This window comes from Micromonospora sp. NPDC003776, assembly GCF_053605645.1.
The window spans coordinates 1-15,656 of record NZ_JBSGJR010000092.1 but is presented as its reverse complement, the minus strand read 5'-3'; the positions used below and the strand labels follow the sequence as shown (position 1 = coordinate 15,656).

The following is a 15,656-nucleotide window of genomic DNA, read 5'->3' as shown; positions in this document are numbered from 1 at the left end:
CTTCGCCGGCACCGGCGGCGGCACCGCCAACCCCGACTTCGTGGCCCGGCTGGCCGCCGGGGACCGGGGCGAGGACGGCCCGACCAGCCCGCGCAACGTGCTGCGGTCGGCGTACGTGGCCGACCCGGCGTCGCTCGGCGCGGACGAGGAGCTGCTGCTGGACAGCCTGCTCAGCACCGCCACCGGCGACGGCAACTACCCCGGCACCGCGGTCCCCTCCGCGCACTGGCCGGGCACCGCGGCCGGGGAACGCGGCGTGCTCAACGCCCTGGCGCCGGCCTGGTTCCGGGTCGCCGACGAGCTGGTCGCCGTCCCGGAGAAGGCGCCGGTGACCTGGGTACGCGGTGACGCCGACGTGATCGTCTCGGACACCTCGCTCTTCGACCTGGCGTACCTGGGGTCGCTGGGCGTGGTGCCCGGCTGGCCGGGGGCGGACGAGTGCCCGCCGCAGCCGATGATCGGGCAGACCCGGGCGGTGCTGGAGCGGTACGCGGCGAACGGCGGAACGTACCGGGAGGTGGTGCTGCCCGGCTGCGGGCACAGCCCGCACCTGGAGCGGCCGGGCGAGTTCGTGGCCGAGCTGCTGGCCCTCGCGGGGGTGCCGACGACGGTCTGAACCGCCCGGACCGTGAAATATCCCACGGCGTCTCGACAACGGAGCGTCACGTGGCAGACTCCGGCGCATAACCTTAGCCGCCGTTCATGTCGGCAGTGGCGGAGTCAACCCAGGGGAGGCCGGTCGTGGCGCGCGAGTTCACCAGAGTGGGTGTGGTGGGTCTGGGCACCATGGGTGCCGGCATCGTCGAGGTCTTCGCCCGCAACGGCATCGACGTGACGGCCGTGGAGATCTCCGAGGCCGCCCTGGAGCGCGGCCGGGCCACCCTCACCGGCTCGACCGACCGGGCGGTGGCCAAGGGCAAGCTCGCCGAGGCCGACCGGGACGCCCTGCTGAGCCGGGTCGACTTCCAGGTCGGGCTGGACGCGCTGCACTCGGTGGACCTGGTCGTCGAGGCCGTACCGGAGCACCTGGACCTGAAGCAGCGGATCTTCGCCGAGCTGGACCGGGTCTGCAAGCCCGAGGCGATCCTGGCCACCAACACCTCCTCGCTGAGCGTCACCGAGATCTCGGTCGCCACCACCCGGCCCAACCAGGTCATCGGCATCCACTTCTTCAACCCGGCGCCGGTGATGAAGCTGGTCGAGGTGGTCCGGACGGTGGTCACCTCGGCCGACGTGGTCGCCGACGTGGAGGCGCTCTGCGAGCGGCTCGGCAAGGTCGACGTGACCATCAGCGACCGCGCCGGTTTCATCGCCAACGCGCTGCTCTTCGGCTACCTGAACCACGCGGTGAGCCTGTTCGAGGCGCGCTACGCCACCCGCGAGGACATCGACGCCGCGATGAAGCTCGGCTGCGGGCTGCCGATGGGGCCGCTCGCGTTGATGGACCTGATCGGCCTGGACACCGCGTACGAGATCCTGGACACCATGTACCGGCGCGGCGGCCGGGACCGCCGGCACGCCCCGGTGCCGCTGATCAAGCAGATGGTCACCGCCGGGCTGCTCGGCCGGAAGTCCGGCCGGGGCTTCTACACCTACGAGCGGCCGGGCTCGCCGAAGGTCGTACCGGACGAGCACACCCCGGTGGCGGCGGACGCCGCGCTCGCCGAGGGCGCCCGGGTCGTCGCGAAGGTCGGCGTGGTCGGCTCCGGCACCATGGCGACCGGCATCATCGAGGTCTTCGCCAAGGCCGGGTACGAGGTCATCTCGGTGACCCGGGGCGCGGAGAAGTCCGCCAAGGTCTGCGAGGCGGTCAAGACCTCGCTGAACAAGGGCGTGGTCCGGGGCAAGCTCAGCGAGGCCGACCGGGACGCCGCGCTGGGCCGGGTCACCTGGTCGGCCACCCTGGAGCACCTCGCCGACGTCGACCTGGTGGTCGAGGCGGTGGTCGAGGAGTTGAGCGTCAAGAAGGCCCTCTTCGCCAGCCTCGACGAGATCTGCAAGCCGGGCGTCGTGCTCGCCACCACCACCTCGTCGCTGCCGGTGATCGACGTGGCGATGGCCACCCAGCGCCCGGCCGACGTCGTCGGCCTGCACTTCTTCAACCCGGCGCCGATCATGCCGCTGGTGGAGATCGTGCGGACCATCCGTACCTCGGCGGAGACCACGGCCACCGCCCGCGCGGTCTGCGCGGCGCTGGGCAAGACCGGCGTGGTCTGCGGGGACCGGTCCGGCTTCATCGTCAACGCGTTGCTCTTCCCGTACCTGAACGACGCGGTCAAGATGCTGGAGGCGAGCTACTCCACCGCCGACGACATCGACCACGCGATGAAGCTCGGCTGCGGCTACCCGATGGGCCCGTTCGAGCTGCTGGACGTGGTCGGGCTGGACGTCTCGCTGGCCATCCAGCGGGAGCTCTACCTGGAGCTGCGCGAGCCGGGGTTCGCCCCCGCGCCGCTGCTGGAGCACCTGGTCACCGCCGGCTACCTCGGCCGCAAGAGCGGCCGTGGCTTCCGCGACCACACGAACCGCTGATCCGGGTCAACACCGGACGCCGGTGAGGGCGTCCTGAGGGTGTGACCTTCGAGGAGTACGTCGGCAGCCGCGGCCCGGCCCTGATCCGCCTGGCCCGGCTGTTGACCGGTGACGAGCACCGCGCCGAGGACCTGACGCAGGACGTGCTGGCGCGCGCGTACGTGCACTGGCGCCGGATCGCCCGGGCCGACCGGCCCGACGTGTACGTGCGCCGGATGCTGGTGAACGCCAACAACTCGTGGTGGCGGCGCCGGTCCAGCCGCGAGGTGGCCGTGGACACCTTCGCCGACCGGGCCGACCGGGGCGATCTGGGCGGGGAGACCGCCGAGCGGGACGCCCTGTGGCGGCTGATCCTCGGCCTGCCCGACCGCCAGCGCGCGGTGCTGGTGCTGCGCTACTACGAGGATCTGGACGACGTCACGATCGCCCAGATCCTCGACTGCTCGCCGGTCACCGTCCGTACCCACGCGATGCGGGCGCTCGCCCACCTCCGGGAGCGCTGCGGCGCCCCGACGACCCAGGGGAGCCGGCCGTGACCGACCTCGACCAGCGGATCGCCTCGGTGCTGCGGGAACGCGCCGAGGGAGAGACCGACACCCACCGCCTGCTGCGGACGTCCCGGGCCCGGGGGCGGCGCCGCCAGCTACGCCGCCGGGCCGCCACCGGCACCGCCCTGGCCCTGGTGGGGGTGCTCGGCTTCGTCGGCGTGACCGGCACGGACCTCGGCGGGCTTTCGGGCCGGTTGCCGTGGGCCGGCGCCACGCCGGCCGCCGCCGCTCCGGTGCCGCCCCGGGCCGACGGGGTGCCGGGTGCGGCCCAGCGCCCCGACCTGGTCGGCACCGACACACAGGTGCTCCACCTGGGCGTGGACACCAGCCGGGCCCGCTACCTGAGCTGGGCCGTCTACGGCTCGAACCAGGTCGAGTCGGTCCGGTTGCGGGTCGGGGGTGGACCGCCGGTCCTGGTGGAGGTGAGCCGCTCCGCCCAGGCGGTCCACGAGCTTCTGCTCGATGGCCTCCCCGTCGAGCAGGGCGTGGTCCCGGTGACCTTCGACGGCGTCGTCCGGCAGTTCCGCAACGGTGCCGGCGGCCTCGTCAAGGCCTGGCAGCCGGTCGCCGGCCTGTACGCCCGGGCGAGCATGCTCGGCAGCACCGATCGGGGCATGCTGACCAAGGCCGTGAACGCCCTGCGCTGGGATGAGGCACGCCGGTGCGACGCACCGCTGCGGCTGAGCGTGCTGCCGGAGGGCGCGAAGATGGCCACCTGCTCCGTCGACGCCACCGCCTTCCCCGGCGGTCTCCACGTCGAGCTCGTCCTGTACCGCGAGCCATCGGCGAACATGTGGGTGCGATTGGAGTACGGGGCCCAGATCGCGACCGACCGCGCGGAGAGCAATCGCACTGTCCGTGGCCGTCCCGCCTACCTCTATCCAGACGGCAGGAAGCTCGAACTGCTCGGCCTTCCGAGAGCACACCTGAGCGCCGAGTTCGGCTGGCCGTTTCCGGACGATCACGCGCACCAGAGCCAACTGGACTTCACCGAGGCCGACGCGACGAGCGTTCTGGCCGGAACGCAGGTGGCGAAGGAGCTGACCGACCCGGAGACCTGGAAGTGACCGGCGCCGGCCGGGCCGCCCGACCCGGGCCGGTCCGGCCGGCGGCCCGTACGCTTGGTGACCGTGAGCCCCCGTCGCAACCGGCCTCGCCGGGACGAGAACCCCCAGCTGGACTCCGAGCGGGTACGCCAGGGCGTGCCGACCGTCCAGCAGTGGCGCGACGGCGACTGGCAGGTACGCGGGATCAGCGGCGGGGCGTCGGTCAAGACGTACCGTTGCCCCGGCTGTGACCAGGAGATCCGCCCGGGCGTGGCGCACGTGGTCGCCTGGCCGGCCGACGACCGGGGTGACCTGACCGACCGGCGGCACTGGCACAGCGGCTGCTGGCGGGCCCGGGACCGGCGCGGGCCGAACCTCCAGCGCGGCCGCAGCGCCCCGCGGCACGGCTGAGCGATCTGGATCACCCTGTTTCCGCCCCGGCGGGCGGCGGGCGCGGCGGCGCGGGAAACTGGGACGGTGAGCACACCGATCCGTGCGTCGTCGATCCTGCCCGGCCACCGGGAGGACATCGAGCTGCACACCGCCGACGGACTGACCCTGGTCGGTGAGCTGGCCCGCCCGCTGGACCGGGAGCCGGCCGGCACCCTGGTCTGCCTGCACCCGCTGCCCACCCACGGCGGGATGATGGACAGCCACGTGTTCCGCAAGGCGGCCTGGCGGCTGCCGGCCCTGGCGGACCTGGCGGTGCTCCGGTTCAACACCCGCGGCACCAGCAGCGTCCGCGGCACCAGCGAGGGCGCGTTCGACAACGCCGTCGGCGAGCGCTACGACGTGGCCGCCGCGATCGAGTACGCCGAGTTCGCCGAGCTGCCGAACATCTGGCTGGTGGGCTGGTCGTTCGGCACCGACCTGGCGCTCAGGTACGGCTGCGACCCGGCGGTGGCCGGAGCCATCCTGCTCTCCCCGCCGCTGCGCTTCTCCACGCCGGAGGACCTCGCCGTCTGGGCGGAGTCGGGCCGGCCGCTCACCGCGCTGGTGCCCGAGTTCGACGACTACCTGCGCCCGGAGGAGGCCCGGCAGCGCTTCGCGGCCGTGCCGCAGGCCGAGGTCGTCGGGGTACCCGGCGCCAAGCACCTCTGGGTCGGCGACGCGGAGACCGTGCTCGACGAGATCGTCCGGCGGGTCAACCCGGCCGTGCCGGTGCCGCTGCCCACGACCTGGGACGGCCCGATGGAGACGGGTGACGTCAGCGCGTACGCGGACCGCACGGTGGCCGCGTTCGCCGACACCCCGGTGCCCGGCCCGCAGCAGCGGCGGGCCGGCTGACCGTCATCGGGAATCCTGCCGGGGAAGGACCACCTCGCGGAGGATGAGCTGGAGGGCGGCCACCGTCGGGATCGCGATCAGCGCGCCGACCACGCCCAGCAGCGACACCCCCAGCAGCGCGGCGAGCAGCGCCGCCACCTCGTTGACCGAGACCGCCCGGCGCATGATCTTCGGGTAGATGAGGTAGTTCTCCACCTGCTGGTAGATCACGAAGAAGACCAGGCAGGCCACGCCGATCGGCAGGTCGGTGGCGAGGCCGACCAGGGTCACCACCACCGCGCCCAGGGTCGCCCCGATCTGCGGGATCAGGTCGGTCACCGCGACCACCACGGCCAGCGCGAACGGGTACGGCAGGCCGACCACCAACGCGAAGACGAAGGTGCTCGCCCCGGCCAGCACCGCGATGGCGAGCGCCCCCACCATGTACGCGCCGACCCGGGTCAGGATCTCGTCGCCGATCAGCCGGACCCGTGGCCGCCGGGAGCGCGGGACCAGCGCGTACCCGAGGTCGCGCAGCCGGTCGAAGTAGGCCAGGAAGTAGATGGTCAGCACCAGGATGGTCAGCGCCCGGAAGAGGGTGCCGAAGATCAGCTGCGCCCCGCCGAGCACGCCGCCGAGGACCCGGCCGAGGTTGCCGGCGTTCGCCACGGACTGCACCCGTTGCACCACGTCGTACCGCTCGACGAGGTCGTTGACCGTCGGGTTGCGGCGCAGGTCCTCCACGTAGCCGGGGAGGTGGTCGATGAACTGCCCGGACTGCGTCACCACCGGCGGCACCAGAGCCAGCAGGCCGCCGACGATCAGCAGCACCAGGGTCAGCGTCACCACCGCCACCGCCAGCCCGTGCGGCAGCCCCCAGTTGCGGAGCCGGACCACCGCCGGGTGCAGGCCGACCGCGAGGAAGAGCGCGATCAGCACCAGCACCAGGATGCCGGCGGAGTTGCGGACGCCCAGGAAGACCGCGTACGCCAGGAACACGCCGAGCGCCCCGGTGAAGCCGACCAGGAAGCTGCTGCGCCGCAGCGGCTTGCCCGGTACCCCGAACCGCCCGCTCGGCTCGAACTCGGTCGGCTCCTCGGCGTCGCTGTCCGGCCGACCAGCGGCCGGTGTGGCTCCGTCCTCGCCCGTGCTCCCGGTCCCGGGCTCGCCCTTGCCTCCGGCCGCGGGCCCGGCGTCGGTCCCGGGCTCCGGCTCGGGGCGCAGCGCGTCCAGCGGGTCCTGGTCCTCCGGCAGCGCCTCGCCCGACGGCCCGTTCTGCGTCACGCGACCTCCCCGGATCCCGCCCCGGCGTACCTGACGGCGGATCGCGTGATCCGCGATCTCCTGCCCGGAGGGTAGCCGCAGTGTCGCCCGCCGACCATCCCTTCCCGGGCGACCCGGGTTCGCGAACAGCTACGAACTTGATGACGGAAATGACTCAACCGAGCCGAGTCGTTCACGTCATCAAGTTCGTAGCCTCCGGGCAATGCATCGGTCGGCCGGCGGTGGGCCGAACTCTGGTGGCTAGGTCGGCCGGTGGGGCGCGGGACGCCGGCGTGGGACCGACCGGGCGGCGCGGCGAGACCGGTTTGGAAGCCGCCGGGCGGTGGCGCGGGGCCGGCGACGCGCCGACACGGTCCTCCCGGCGGCGCGGTGCCGGTCGCCGGGCGGTCCGCACCTGTCGGTGGGGGCCCGGTCCCCGATCCGACTCCGGTGTGGTCACTCCTTGTCGACGGTGACCGTGCTCGGCTTGGCGCTGCGCTCGTCGGTGGTCGGCTTCGTCGGACGCTTGCCGTTCTCACCGGTGCTGGTGATCTTCGTGGGGGTGGCGCCCCGGCCACCCTCGCCCGGTACGGCGGCCACCGTCGGCTCGCCGTCCACGCCGCCCGCGGCCGCGCCGCCGTCCACCGTGGTGACCGGTTCGGCGACCGGCCGGGCCTTGCCGGCGTTCGCGCCGGATTCCGTTCCGGCAGCCGGTTCCACGTCCGCCGTGGCCGGCTCGGTGGCGGTCGCCGGGTCCGTGGCCGTCACCGGTTCGGTCGCCGTGGCCGGGCCGGGGGCCGTTGCCGGCCCGCTGCCGTTCGGGGAGACGGCCGCCGTGCCCCGGGCGGTCACGGTTGCCGAGCCCTTCCCGGCGGCCGGCGTGTCGGTGCCCGTCGGGGGTGCTTCCGGCCCGGCCGTCGGCCCGCCGTCGCCACCGGCCGCGGCGGCCAGCTCGTCGGGGTCCACCGGCGTGGCGGTGAGCCCCGCGCCCGCGATCCGCAGCTCCGCCAGCCGGCGCTGGAGGTCGTCCGACTCCTGCCGCGACTTCCAGGTCTCCGTGCGCAGGTCGGCCAGCTCCTGCTGGGCCTGGGCGATCTCCAGCATCACCTGGGCGAGCTGCTGCCGGCCGGCGGCCACCTCCTGCTGGGTGGCGGCCAGGTGCTGCTGCGTGGTGGCCAGGTGCTGCTGCGTGGTGGCCGCGTACTCCTCGAACTGCCGACGGGACGCGGCGACGTGCTCGTCGGCCTTGCGGCGCCGGTCGGTGGCGTCCGCCTCGGCGCGCTTCAGCAGCTCGGCTGCCTCCGCCTCGGCCCGCCGGCGCATGGTCAGCGCGTCCTGCTCCGCGGCCTGCCGGATTGTGGCGGCGCCCTGCTCGACCTCCTGCCGGCGGGCGGCGTACGTCTGCTCCAGCTCGTCGTGCCGCTTCTTGTGCTGCTTGTCGAGCTCGTCGCGGCGCTTGGCGTAGTCCTGCTCGGCGGCGGCGTGGCGCTGGGCCAGCTCCTTCTCGGCCGCCTCGCGCCGGGACTTGACCTCCTGCTCCACGCCGGCCCGCCAGGCGCCCAGCTCCTGCTGGGTCTGCGCCCGGGCCTGCTGCACGTACGCCTCGGTCTCGCTGCGCATCCGCTGCACGTACGCCTCGACCTCGGCGCGGTTGCGCTTGCCGGCCTCGGCTGCCTCGCTGGTGAGCCGGTTGGCCTCGGTCCGCGCGCGGCCCCGGGTGGCCTTCGCCGCCTCCTCCGCGTCGTCGACGATCTTCTTGGCCTCGGCGAGCGCCTTCGCGTGGGTGGCCCGGCCGGCCTCGGCCGCGGACTCGGTGAGGCGCTTCGCCTCCTGCTGGGCCTTGCCGTGCACCTCCTTGGCCGCCTCGCGGAGCTGGGTGGCCTCCTGCTGGGCCTTGGCCAGCGCCTCCTTGGCCGTCTCGCGCAGCCGTGCGGCCTCCTGCTGGGCCCGGGAGTGGATCTCCTTGGCGGTGTCCCGGAGCTGGGTGGCCTCCTGCTGCGCCGCGGCCAGCGCGGCCTGCGCGTCCTTCCGCAGCTTCGCGGCCTCGTCCCGGGCGGCCTTGAGGGTGGACTCCGCCTCGGCCTTGCGGGTGGCGGTGTGCCGCTCCTCCTCGGCCCGGCGGGCGGCGAGGGCGATCTCGAAGTCCTTCAGCGCCTGGGCGGCCTGCTCCCGGGCCTCCTCGATGATGTGCTCGGCGGTGGCCCGGCGGGCCTCGATCTCCTCGTTGGCGGCGGCGAGGATCTCGTCCGCCTGCTCCTCGGCCATGGTGAGGATCTGCTCGACCCGGGGACCGAGGTGCCGGAAGGACGCCCGGTCGACCACACCCGACTGTTTGCGCACCTGGGCGAGGTCGCGTTGCAGGACCTCCACCTGGCCGGCCAGCTTGTGGATCTGGGTGTACGCCTGCTCCCGCTCGCCCGTCAGCGCCGCGATCTCGTGCTCGGCACGAGCCACGTACCGGTCGACCTGTCGTTTGTCGTAACCCCGCAGCGCGGACTCGAAGCTGGGCTCCGTGGTCACATCACCGCCGAGCGCGAACAGTTCCTCGCCGTGCGACATGCCCCCATCCTCACACGCATCCGGCTCTGCTGGGGCGATACGGACGCCCCTGTTGGGACCTACTTCACTGAGGTGGCGAAACGGACCGGAAAGCATGACGGCGCGGGGCGGCACCGGTCACCCGGTGTCACCCCGCGCCGCGGCTCATGCCCCGTTGCGGGTGGTGCTCAGCTCGCCGACTCGGCGGTGACCTTCTCGTCGGAGCCGCCGGCCTTGGCCGCCTCCGGCTTGGCCCCGGCCTGCGGCACGCCCGGCACGATGCCGGCCAGACCGGAGAGCATCTGACCGAGCTGGGAGGTGACGGCGTCCTTCTGCCGGGTCAGGTCCTCGACCTCGCGGCGGGCCGCCTGGGTGGTCAGCTCGGCCTCGGTGCGGGCCTCGTTGAGCACGCGCTGCGCCTCGGCCTTCGCCTCGCTGAGCGTCTTGTCGGCCAGCGCCTTGGCCTTGTCCACCGTCTCGTTGGCGGTGCGCTCGGACTCGATCCGGCGGGCCTCGGCCCGCTGCTCGATCTCCTTGGCCCGCTCCTGGGCGGCCCGGGCGCGCTGCTCGGCCTCGCTGACCAGCTTCTGGGTCTGCGCGACCTGGGCGGCGTGCCGCTCCGACTCCTCGCGCTCGGCCTTCTCGCGTCGCTCGGCGAGCTGGAGCTCCAGGGCCTGCAGGTCCTTGTCCCGCTTGTCCCGGGCGTCGGTGAGCAGCTTGGTCGCCTCGGCGCGCTTCTCCTCGGCCTCCCGGGCCGCCTTCGCCCGCTGCTGGGTGATCTCCCGCTCCGCGGTGGCCCGCAGGGTGGCGACCTCACGCTCGACCGTGGACTTGAGCTCGGCCACCTCGTGCGCGGTGACCGTACGCAGCTGCTTGGTCTCCCGGTCGGCGTCGGCGCGCAGCGTGTCGGCCTCGCGGCGGGCCTGCACCCGGACCTCGGCGGCCTCGCGCTCGGCGGCCGTCCGGACGCTGCCCGCCTCCCGCTCGGCGGTGGCCTTCATGGCGGCCGCCTCGGCGCGCGCCTTGTCGGTGATCTCCCGCGCCTCCAGCCGGGCGGCGGAGAGGATGCCCTCCGACTCCCGCTTGGCCTCGTTGCGGTGGTCGTTGGCCTGCTCCTCGGCCAGCCGGAGGATCTGCTCGACGCGAGTGCCCAGGCCGGAGAGGGTCGGCCGGCTGTTCTCCTCGAGCTGCTTGTTGGTGTCGGCGAGCTTCTGCTCGAGCGCGCTCTGGCGCTGCTCGGCCTGGCGGAGCCGGCGCTGGGCGTCGTTCATCCGCTGCTCGGCCTCGGCGCGGGCCTGCTCGGACTGGGTCAGCGCGGCGCTGAGCCGGCCGATGAAGTCGTCGACCTGACCCTTTTCGTATCCGCGCAGGGTGACCGTGAAATCGGGCTGGGAGTTCGCGTTGTCGAAGAACGCAAGAGGGGAGGACTGCTGCTGGGGCATTGGGACATACTGGCAGACGCCCCAGGGTGCTTCGCAAGAGCGGTGCGGAGCTTTCGTGTCCTCATTACATGGTCAACTCCGCCGGTCCGACGGGACCGGACCAAACGGCGATCTTGGCAGCTCCCGGGCGCGCCGGACGTCACCCGGAGTGAGCACGAAAAGGCCGCGGGCGGATCGCCCGCGGCCCTTTGTCGGACGGCAATCGAATGGTGTCCGGCGCGATGAAAAGGCAATGCCCACTCCGCGCTTTGGTCGTGCCGGGATCAGCCGGACGGGTCAGTGACCGCGGAACCGGTTGATCGCCGTTTCGTGCCGGGACCGCAGCTCGGTGTCCCGGACGCCGAGGCCGTCGGACGGGGCGAGGCAGCGCACCCCGACCTTGCCCTGGTGCGCGTTGCGGTGCACCTCGTACGCGGCCTGGCCGGTCTGCTCCAGCGGGTAGGTCTTCGACACGGTCGGGTGCACCTTGCCCAGGGCCACCAGGCGGTTGGCCTGCCACGCCTCGTGGTAGTTGGCGAAGTGGCTGCCGACGATCCGCTTGAGATGCATCCAGAGGTAGCGGTTGTCGTACTGGTGCAGGTAGCCGCTGGTGGAGGCGCAGGTGACGATCGTGCCGCCCTTCTTGGCGACGTACACGCTGGCGCCGAAGGTCTCCCGGCCGGGGTGCTCGAAGACGATGTCCGGGTCCTCGCCGCCGGTCAGCTCGCGGATCCGCTCGCCGAACCGGCGCCACTCGTCCTGGTCCTGGGTCTCCTCGTCCTTCCAGAACCGGAAGCCCTCGGCGGTGCGGTCGATGACCAGTTCGGCGCCCATCTTGCGGCACAGCTCGGCCTTCTCCGGCGAGGAGACCACGCAGACCGGGATCGCGCCGCCGTTGAGCGCCATCTGGGTGGCGTATCCGCCGAGGCCGCCGGAGGCGCCCCAGATCAGCACCACGTCGCCCTGCTTCATGTTCGCGCCGTGGTGCGAGACCAGCTGGCGGTACGCGGTGGAGTTGACCAGCCCCGGGCTGGCCGCCTCCTCCCAGCTCAGGTGGCGGGGCTTGGGCATCAGCTGGTTGGCCTTGACCACGGCCAGCTCGGCCAGGCCGCCGAAGTTGGTCTCGAAGCCCCAGATCCGCTGCTGCGGGTCGAGCATGGTGTCGTCGTGGCCGGCCGCGTCCTCCAGCTCGACCGAGAGGCAGTGCGCGACCACCTCGTCGCCGGCCTTCCAGCGGGTCACTCCGGGCCCGGTCCGCAGCACCACGCCGGCGGCGTCCGACCCCACCACGTGGTACGGCAGGTCGTGCCGGCGGGTCAGCTCGGAGAGCCGGCCGTAGCGCTGAAGGAACTTGAACGTGGGCAGTGGCTCGAAGATGCTCGTCCAGACGGTGTTGTAGTTGATGGCGCTGGCCATCACCGCCACCAGCGCCTCGCCCGGGCCGAGCTCCGGGGTCGGCACGTCCTGGACGTGCAGCGCCTTGCGCGGGTCCTTGTCGCGGGTGGCCATGCCGTCGAACATCCGGGTGTCCTCGGCGCGGACCACCACGCCCCGGTAGGTCTCCGGTACCGGCAGGCCGGCGAGGCCGGCGAGTTCCCGCTCCGGCTGCGCGGAGCCCTCCGCCGCCATGATCGCTTCGAGGATGTCCTGCACGGTGACCTCCCGTTCGTTGCGCACCCGCACCGGGGGCGGGCAGGGGTGCTGCCATCGTCGGCGCCGGTGCGACGGGACCGCCATGTCGGCAATCGACACATCCGGCACCGGTCGCGTTCCTGTGGGGCCGGACGTTACTGAACGGTAGCTAGGGTCGGAAGTCCTGTGTGAAAAACTGCATCCGCCGATGCGTGGAGGTGTCCGTGGGAACGCGGAACCGCGCACCGCCGCGCTCGTTCCCGGCTGCTGGGACGGTGTCCCGCCCGCCGGTCACGGGCGGGACGAGGCGGCTCAGTGTCCGGTCGCGGCGGGCTCGACCAGCTCGACCAGCACCCCGCCGGCGTCCTTCGGGTGCACGAAGTTGATCCGCGAGTCGGCGGTGCCGCGCTTCGGGGCCTCGTAGAGCAGACGCACCCCCCGCTCGCGCAGCGCCGCGCAGGCCGCGTCGATGTCGGCGACGGTGTACGCCACCTGCTGCACCCCCGGCCCGTTGCGGTCCAGGAACTTCGCGATCGTCGAGCTGGGCGACAGCGGGGCGAGCAGTTGGAGACAGCCGCCCTCGGTGGTCGGGCCGACCGCCAGCATCGCCTCGCGGACGCCCTGTTCCTCGTTGGTCTCGGTGTGCACGCAGCGCATCCCGAAGGTGCGGGCGTAGAAGTCGATCGCGGCGTCCAGGTCGGCCACGGCGATCCCGACGTGGTCGATGCGGCGCAGACCGATGTCCGTGACGACGTCGGCGGCGGGCTCGACGGGGGAGTTCTCAGCCATGGGGACAAGTCTGACCGAACGATCGTTCCGGAGGGAGGCCGCAACCAGTCGGGCATGTCACTCCCACGGAACGGACCATGCCCCGACGCCCTCGGCGGGAGCCTCGGCCGAACGGCCGAACCCGGAGGGAGCTCATCGGGCCGGCATCCTCCGTACGCCCGAGCAGCGGTCGGCCGCGTTCCCACCGTCCTGCTGGCGGACGATGCCCCGCTGGACCGGTGGCGAGCAGGATGCAAACCGGCACGCTCATCAGCAATGGTCGCCCCCCGGCCAGCGCTCGCGGCCCGGCACGGGGGCACCGACCGGACTCGGGGAGGTCCGAGCCGTGCGCACGGCACCGAAGAAGCGCGGCAACGCACCGGACGCCAGAGCGTCCCGCCACCGGACGACGCCGCCCGCGGAGCGCGCGGCATGACGCTGGAGCAGTGGGCGGCAGCCGGTGTGGTGCTGGGTGCGATCCTCAGCGGGCTGACCCTGGCCGTGACGGTGAGCCGGCCGCTGCGTCGCCTGGCCCGGCAGAACGAGGAGTTCCGTCAGGACTGGTACGGGGTGCCGGCCAGGCCGGGCCACGACGCCGTCCCGGGGGTGCCGGAGCGGCTGCGGCGGATCGAGACGGAGCTGCACCCGAACGGTGCGGGCACGCTGCGGGACGCGGTCAACGACGCGGAGCGCCGCCTCAAGGGGGTGGAGGCCCGCCTCGACGACCACCTCCGCTGGCAGCACGATGGGACGCACGATGGCTGACCCGGGCGCCACCTCATCGATCGTTCGGCATATGCGAACCCGGACGGGTCAAGGTTGATCTGCAACTTGCACACGGTGAAGAGTACGGATGGTGAGTCTGCTGTCACGCCCAGTCGCTGCCATCTGGATCCCCTCCCACGTCCACCGGATCGAACCGCACGTCATGGCCTGCCTGGAGCACGCGAGGCGGTGTCGCTACGACCTCCTCGGGATCATCACCGCGGCACCGTGGGACGAGGTCAGGCAGATGATGATCGAGGGGAAGGTCGACGTGGTGGTGGTCGCGGAGCTGGGGCACCTCCCGCCGGACCGGACCCCGCGGATCGAGGTGGCCGGCCGACCGGCTCACCCGTCGCCGTCGTCGTCGCCCAGGGGTCCGGTGCCGCCGCGCCGGCGCCATCCGCCGCGGGGCTGAACGCGCCGACGCGCCTGGACCTGCGGGATCGCCCGCCGGGCCGGCCGGGCCCGGGATGCCGGATGCGCGGCGCGCCACCAATTCCATCGATGCTCATGGTTTGGGCGGATTGCGGACGTGCTCGGGGTCACCGTACTGTCGCTGTCCGCGGCAGATATGGTGCGATCTAACAATCGTTAAGGCGTACAGCTTGGCACCCCCCTCGGAGGCAGGCATGGCTTCGGTGATCGTCAGCGGCGCGCGGACCCCGATGGGGCGCCTGCTGGGCAACCTCAAGGACCTCCCCGCGACCAAGCTCGGTGGCATCGCGATCAAGGCGGCCCTGGAGCGGGCCGGCGTCGCCCCCGACCAGGTGCAGTACGTGATCATGGGGCAGGTGCTCCAGGCCGGCGCGGGCCAGATCCCGGCCCGCCAGGCGGCCGTCGAAGCGGGCATCCCGATGTCCACCCCGGCGCTGACCATCAACAAGGTCTGCCTCTCCGGACTGGACGCCATCGCCCTGGCCGACCAGCTCATCCGGGCCGGCGAGTTCGACATCGTGGTGGCCGGCGGCATGGAGTCCATGACGAACGCCCCGCACCTGCTGCTCGGCCAGCGCTCCGGCTACAAGTACGGCGACGTCACGATCAAGGACCACATGGCCCTGGACGGCCTCACCGACGCCTGGGACTGCTGCTCGATGGGCGAGTCGACCGAGCGGCACGGGGCGAAGCACGGCATTTCCCGCGAGGAGCAGGACGCCTTCGCCGCGGTTAGCCACCAGCGCGCCGCCGCCGCCCAGAAGAACGGCCACTTCGCCGACGAGATCACCCCGGTGATCATCCCCCAGCGCAAGGGTGACCCCCTGGTGATCAGCGAGGACGAGGGCATCCGCCCGGACACCACCGCCGAGTCGCTGGGCAAGCTCCGCCCGGCGTTCAGCAAGGACGGCACCATCACCGCCGCCAGCTCCTCGCCGATCTCGGACGGCGCCGCCGCCGTGGTCGTGATGAGCAAGGCCAAGGCCACCGAGCTGGGGCTGACCTGGCTGGCCGAGATCGGCGCGCACGGCAACGTGGCGGGCCCGGACAACTCCCTGCACTCCCAGCCGTCCAACGCCATCAACCACGCGCTGAAGAAGGCCGGCCTGGGCGTCGGCGACCTCGACCTCATCGAGATCAACGAGGCGTTCGCCGCGGTCGGCATCCAGTCCACCCGTGACCTGGGCGTCAGCCTCGACAAGGTCAACGTCAACGGCGGCGCGATCGCGCTCGGCCACCCGATCGGCATGTCCGGCGCCCGCCTGGTGCTCACCCTGGCGCTGGAGCTCAAGCGGCGGGGCGGCGGCACCGGCGCGGCCGCGCTCTGCGGCGGCGGCGGCCAGGGCGATGCCCTGATCATCCACGTCCCGAACGGCGCCGAGAGCTGACCGTGGGCGAAGGTCTCGAGAACGTCCCGGCGGCGGCCACCAGCTCGGTGCGCC

The 15,656-nt window shown here is 72.8% G+C and carries 14 protein-coding genes; 9 read left to right on the top strand and 5 right to left on the bottom strand.

The window, feature by feature from the left end; genetic code table 11:
• The 6 genes from ACWEVO_RS11130 to ACWEVO_RS11105 form a co-directional block, all read left to right on the top strand.
• Positions 1–616 (top strand): alpha/beta fold hydrolase (locus tag ACWEVO_RS11130; protein ID WP_452307388.1); only part of this gene is annotated, 616 nt, incomplete at its 5' end.
• A gap of 125 nt (positions 617–741) precedes the next feature.
• Entirely contained in the window at positions 742–2,532 is a 1,791-nt protein-coding gene (locus tag ACWEVO_RS11125) for a 3-hydroxyacyl-CoA dehydrogenase family protein (protein WP_452307387.1), read from the top strand.
• Between the two features lie 41 nt (positions 2,533–2,573).
• Positions 2,574–3,068 (top strand): SigE family RNA polymerase sigma factor, encoded by a 495-nt coding sequence (locus ACWEVO_RS11120; RefSeq protein ID WP_452307386.1) that lies wholly within the window; start codon positions 2,574–2,576, stop codon positions 3,066–3,068.
• Entirely contained in the window at positions 3,065–4,147 is a 1,083-nt protein-coding gene (locus ACWEVO_RS11115) for a hypothetical protein (protein ID WP_452307385.1), read from the top strand. The genes ACWEVO_RS11120 and ACWEVO_RS11115 overlap by 4 nt, the downstream gene beginning before the upstream one ends.
• Before the next feature lie 63 nt (positions 4,148–4,210).
• A complete protein-coding gene (locus tag ACWEVO_RS11110; RefSeq protein ID WP_452307384.1) occupies positions 4,211–4,537 on the top strand; it encodes a hypothetical protein in 327 nt (108 codons plus the stop codon).
• A 66-nt stretch (positions 4,538–4,603) separates the two neighbouring features.
• A complete protein-coding gene (locus tag ACWEVO_RS11105; protein ID WP_452307383.1) occupies positions 4,604–5,413 on the top strand; it encodes an alpha/beta hydrolase in 810 nt (269 codons plus the stop codon).
• Positions 5,414–5,416: 3 nt separating this feature from the next.
• Here the strand turns inward: ACWEVO_RS11105 and ACWEVO_RS11100 are convergent, their stop codons facing one another.
• The 5 genes from ACWEVO_RS11100 to mce all read right to left on the bottom strand — a co-directional run bounded on the left by ACWEVO_RS11100 (position 5,417) and on the right by mce (position 13,035).
• A complete protein-coding gene (locus ACWEVO_RS11100; protein ID WP_452307382.1) occupies positions 5,417–6,676 on the bottom strand; it encodes an AI-2E family transporter in 1,260 nt (419 codons plus the stop codon).
• Between the two features lie 435 nt (positions 6,677–7,111).
• Positions 7,112–9,214, bottom strand: coding sequence for a hypothetical protein (locus ACWEVO_RS11095; RefSeq protein ID WP_452307381.1), 2,103 nt, complete (start codon positions 9,212–9,214; stop codon positions 7,112–7,114).
• Positions 9,215–9,381: 167 nt separating this feature from the next.
• Positions 9,382–10,635, bottom strand: coding sequence for a cell division protein DivIVA (locus ACWEVO_RS11090; protein WP_452307380.1), 1,254 nt, complete (start codon positions 10,633–10,635; stop codon positions 9,382–9,384).
• 276 nt (positions 10,636–10,911) lie between these two features.
• Entirely contained in the window at positions 10,912–12,267 is a 1,356-nt protein-coding gene (ccrA, locus tag ACWEVO_RS11085; protein ID WP_452307389.1) for a crotonyl-CoA carboxylase/reductase, read from the bottom strand.
• A gap of 291 nt (positions 12,268–12,558) precedes the next feature.
• A complete protein-coding gene (gene mce, locus ACWEVO_RS11080; RefSeq protein ID WP_452307379.1) occupies positions 12,559–13,035 on the bottom strand; it encodes a methylmalonyl-CoA epimerase in 477 nt (158 codons plus the stop codon).
• Between the two features lie 411 nt (positions 13,036–13,446).
• On the opposite strand from mce, the gene ACWEVO_RS11075 reads away from it, so the two are divergent.
• From ACWEVO_RS11075 to ACWEVO_RS11065, 3 genes are all read left to right on the top strand, one after another.
• Positions 13,447–13,779: a hypothetical protein gene (locus ACWEVO_RS11075; RefSeq protein ID WP_452307378.1), complete on the top strand. Its 333-nt coding sequence runs from the start codon at positions 13,447–13,449 to the stop codon at positions 13,777–13,779.
• 88 nt (positions 13,780–13,867) lie between these two features.
• The gene (locus ACWEVO_RS11070; RefSeq protein WP_452307377.1) at positions 13,868–14,194 is read left to right on the top strand and encodes a hypothetical protein; all 327 of its coding nucleotides are present in this window, start codon (positions 13,868–13,870) and stop codon (positions 14,192–14,194) included.
• A 214-nt stretch (positions 14,195–14,408) separates the two neighbouring features.
• The gene (locus ACWEVO_RS11065; RefSeq protein WP_452307376.1) at positions 14,409–15,602 is read left to right on the top strand and encodes an acetyl-CoA C-acetyltransferase; all 1,194 of its coding nucleotides are present in this window, start codon (positions 14,409–14,411) and stop codon (positions 15,600–15,602) included.
• Positions 15,603–15,656: the final 54 nt, after the last annotated feature.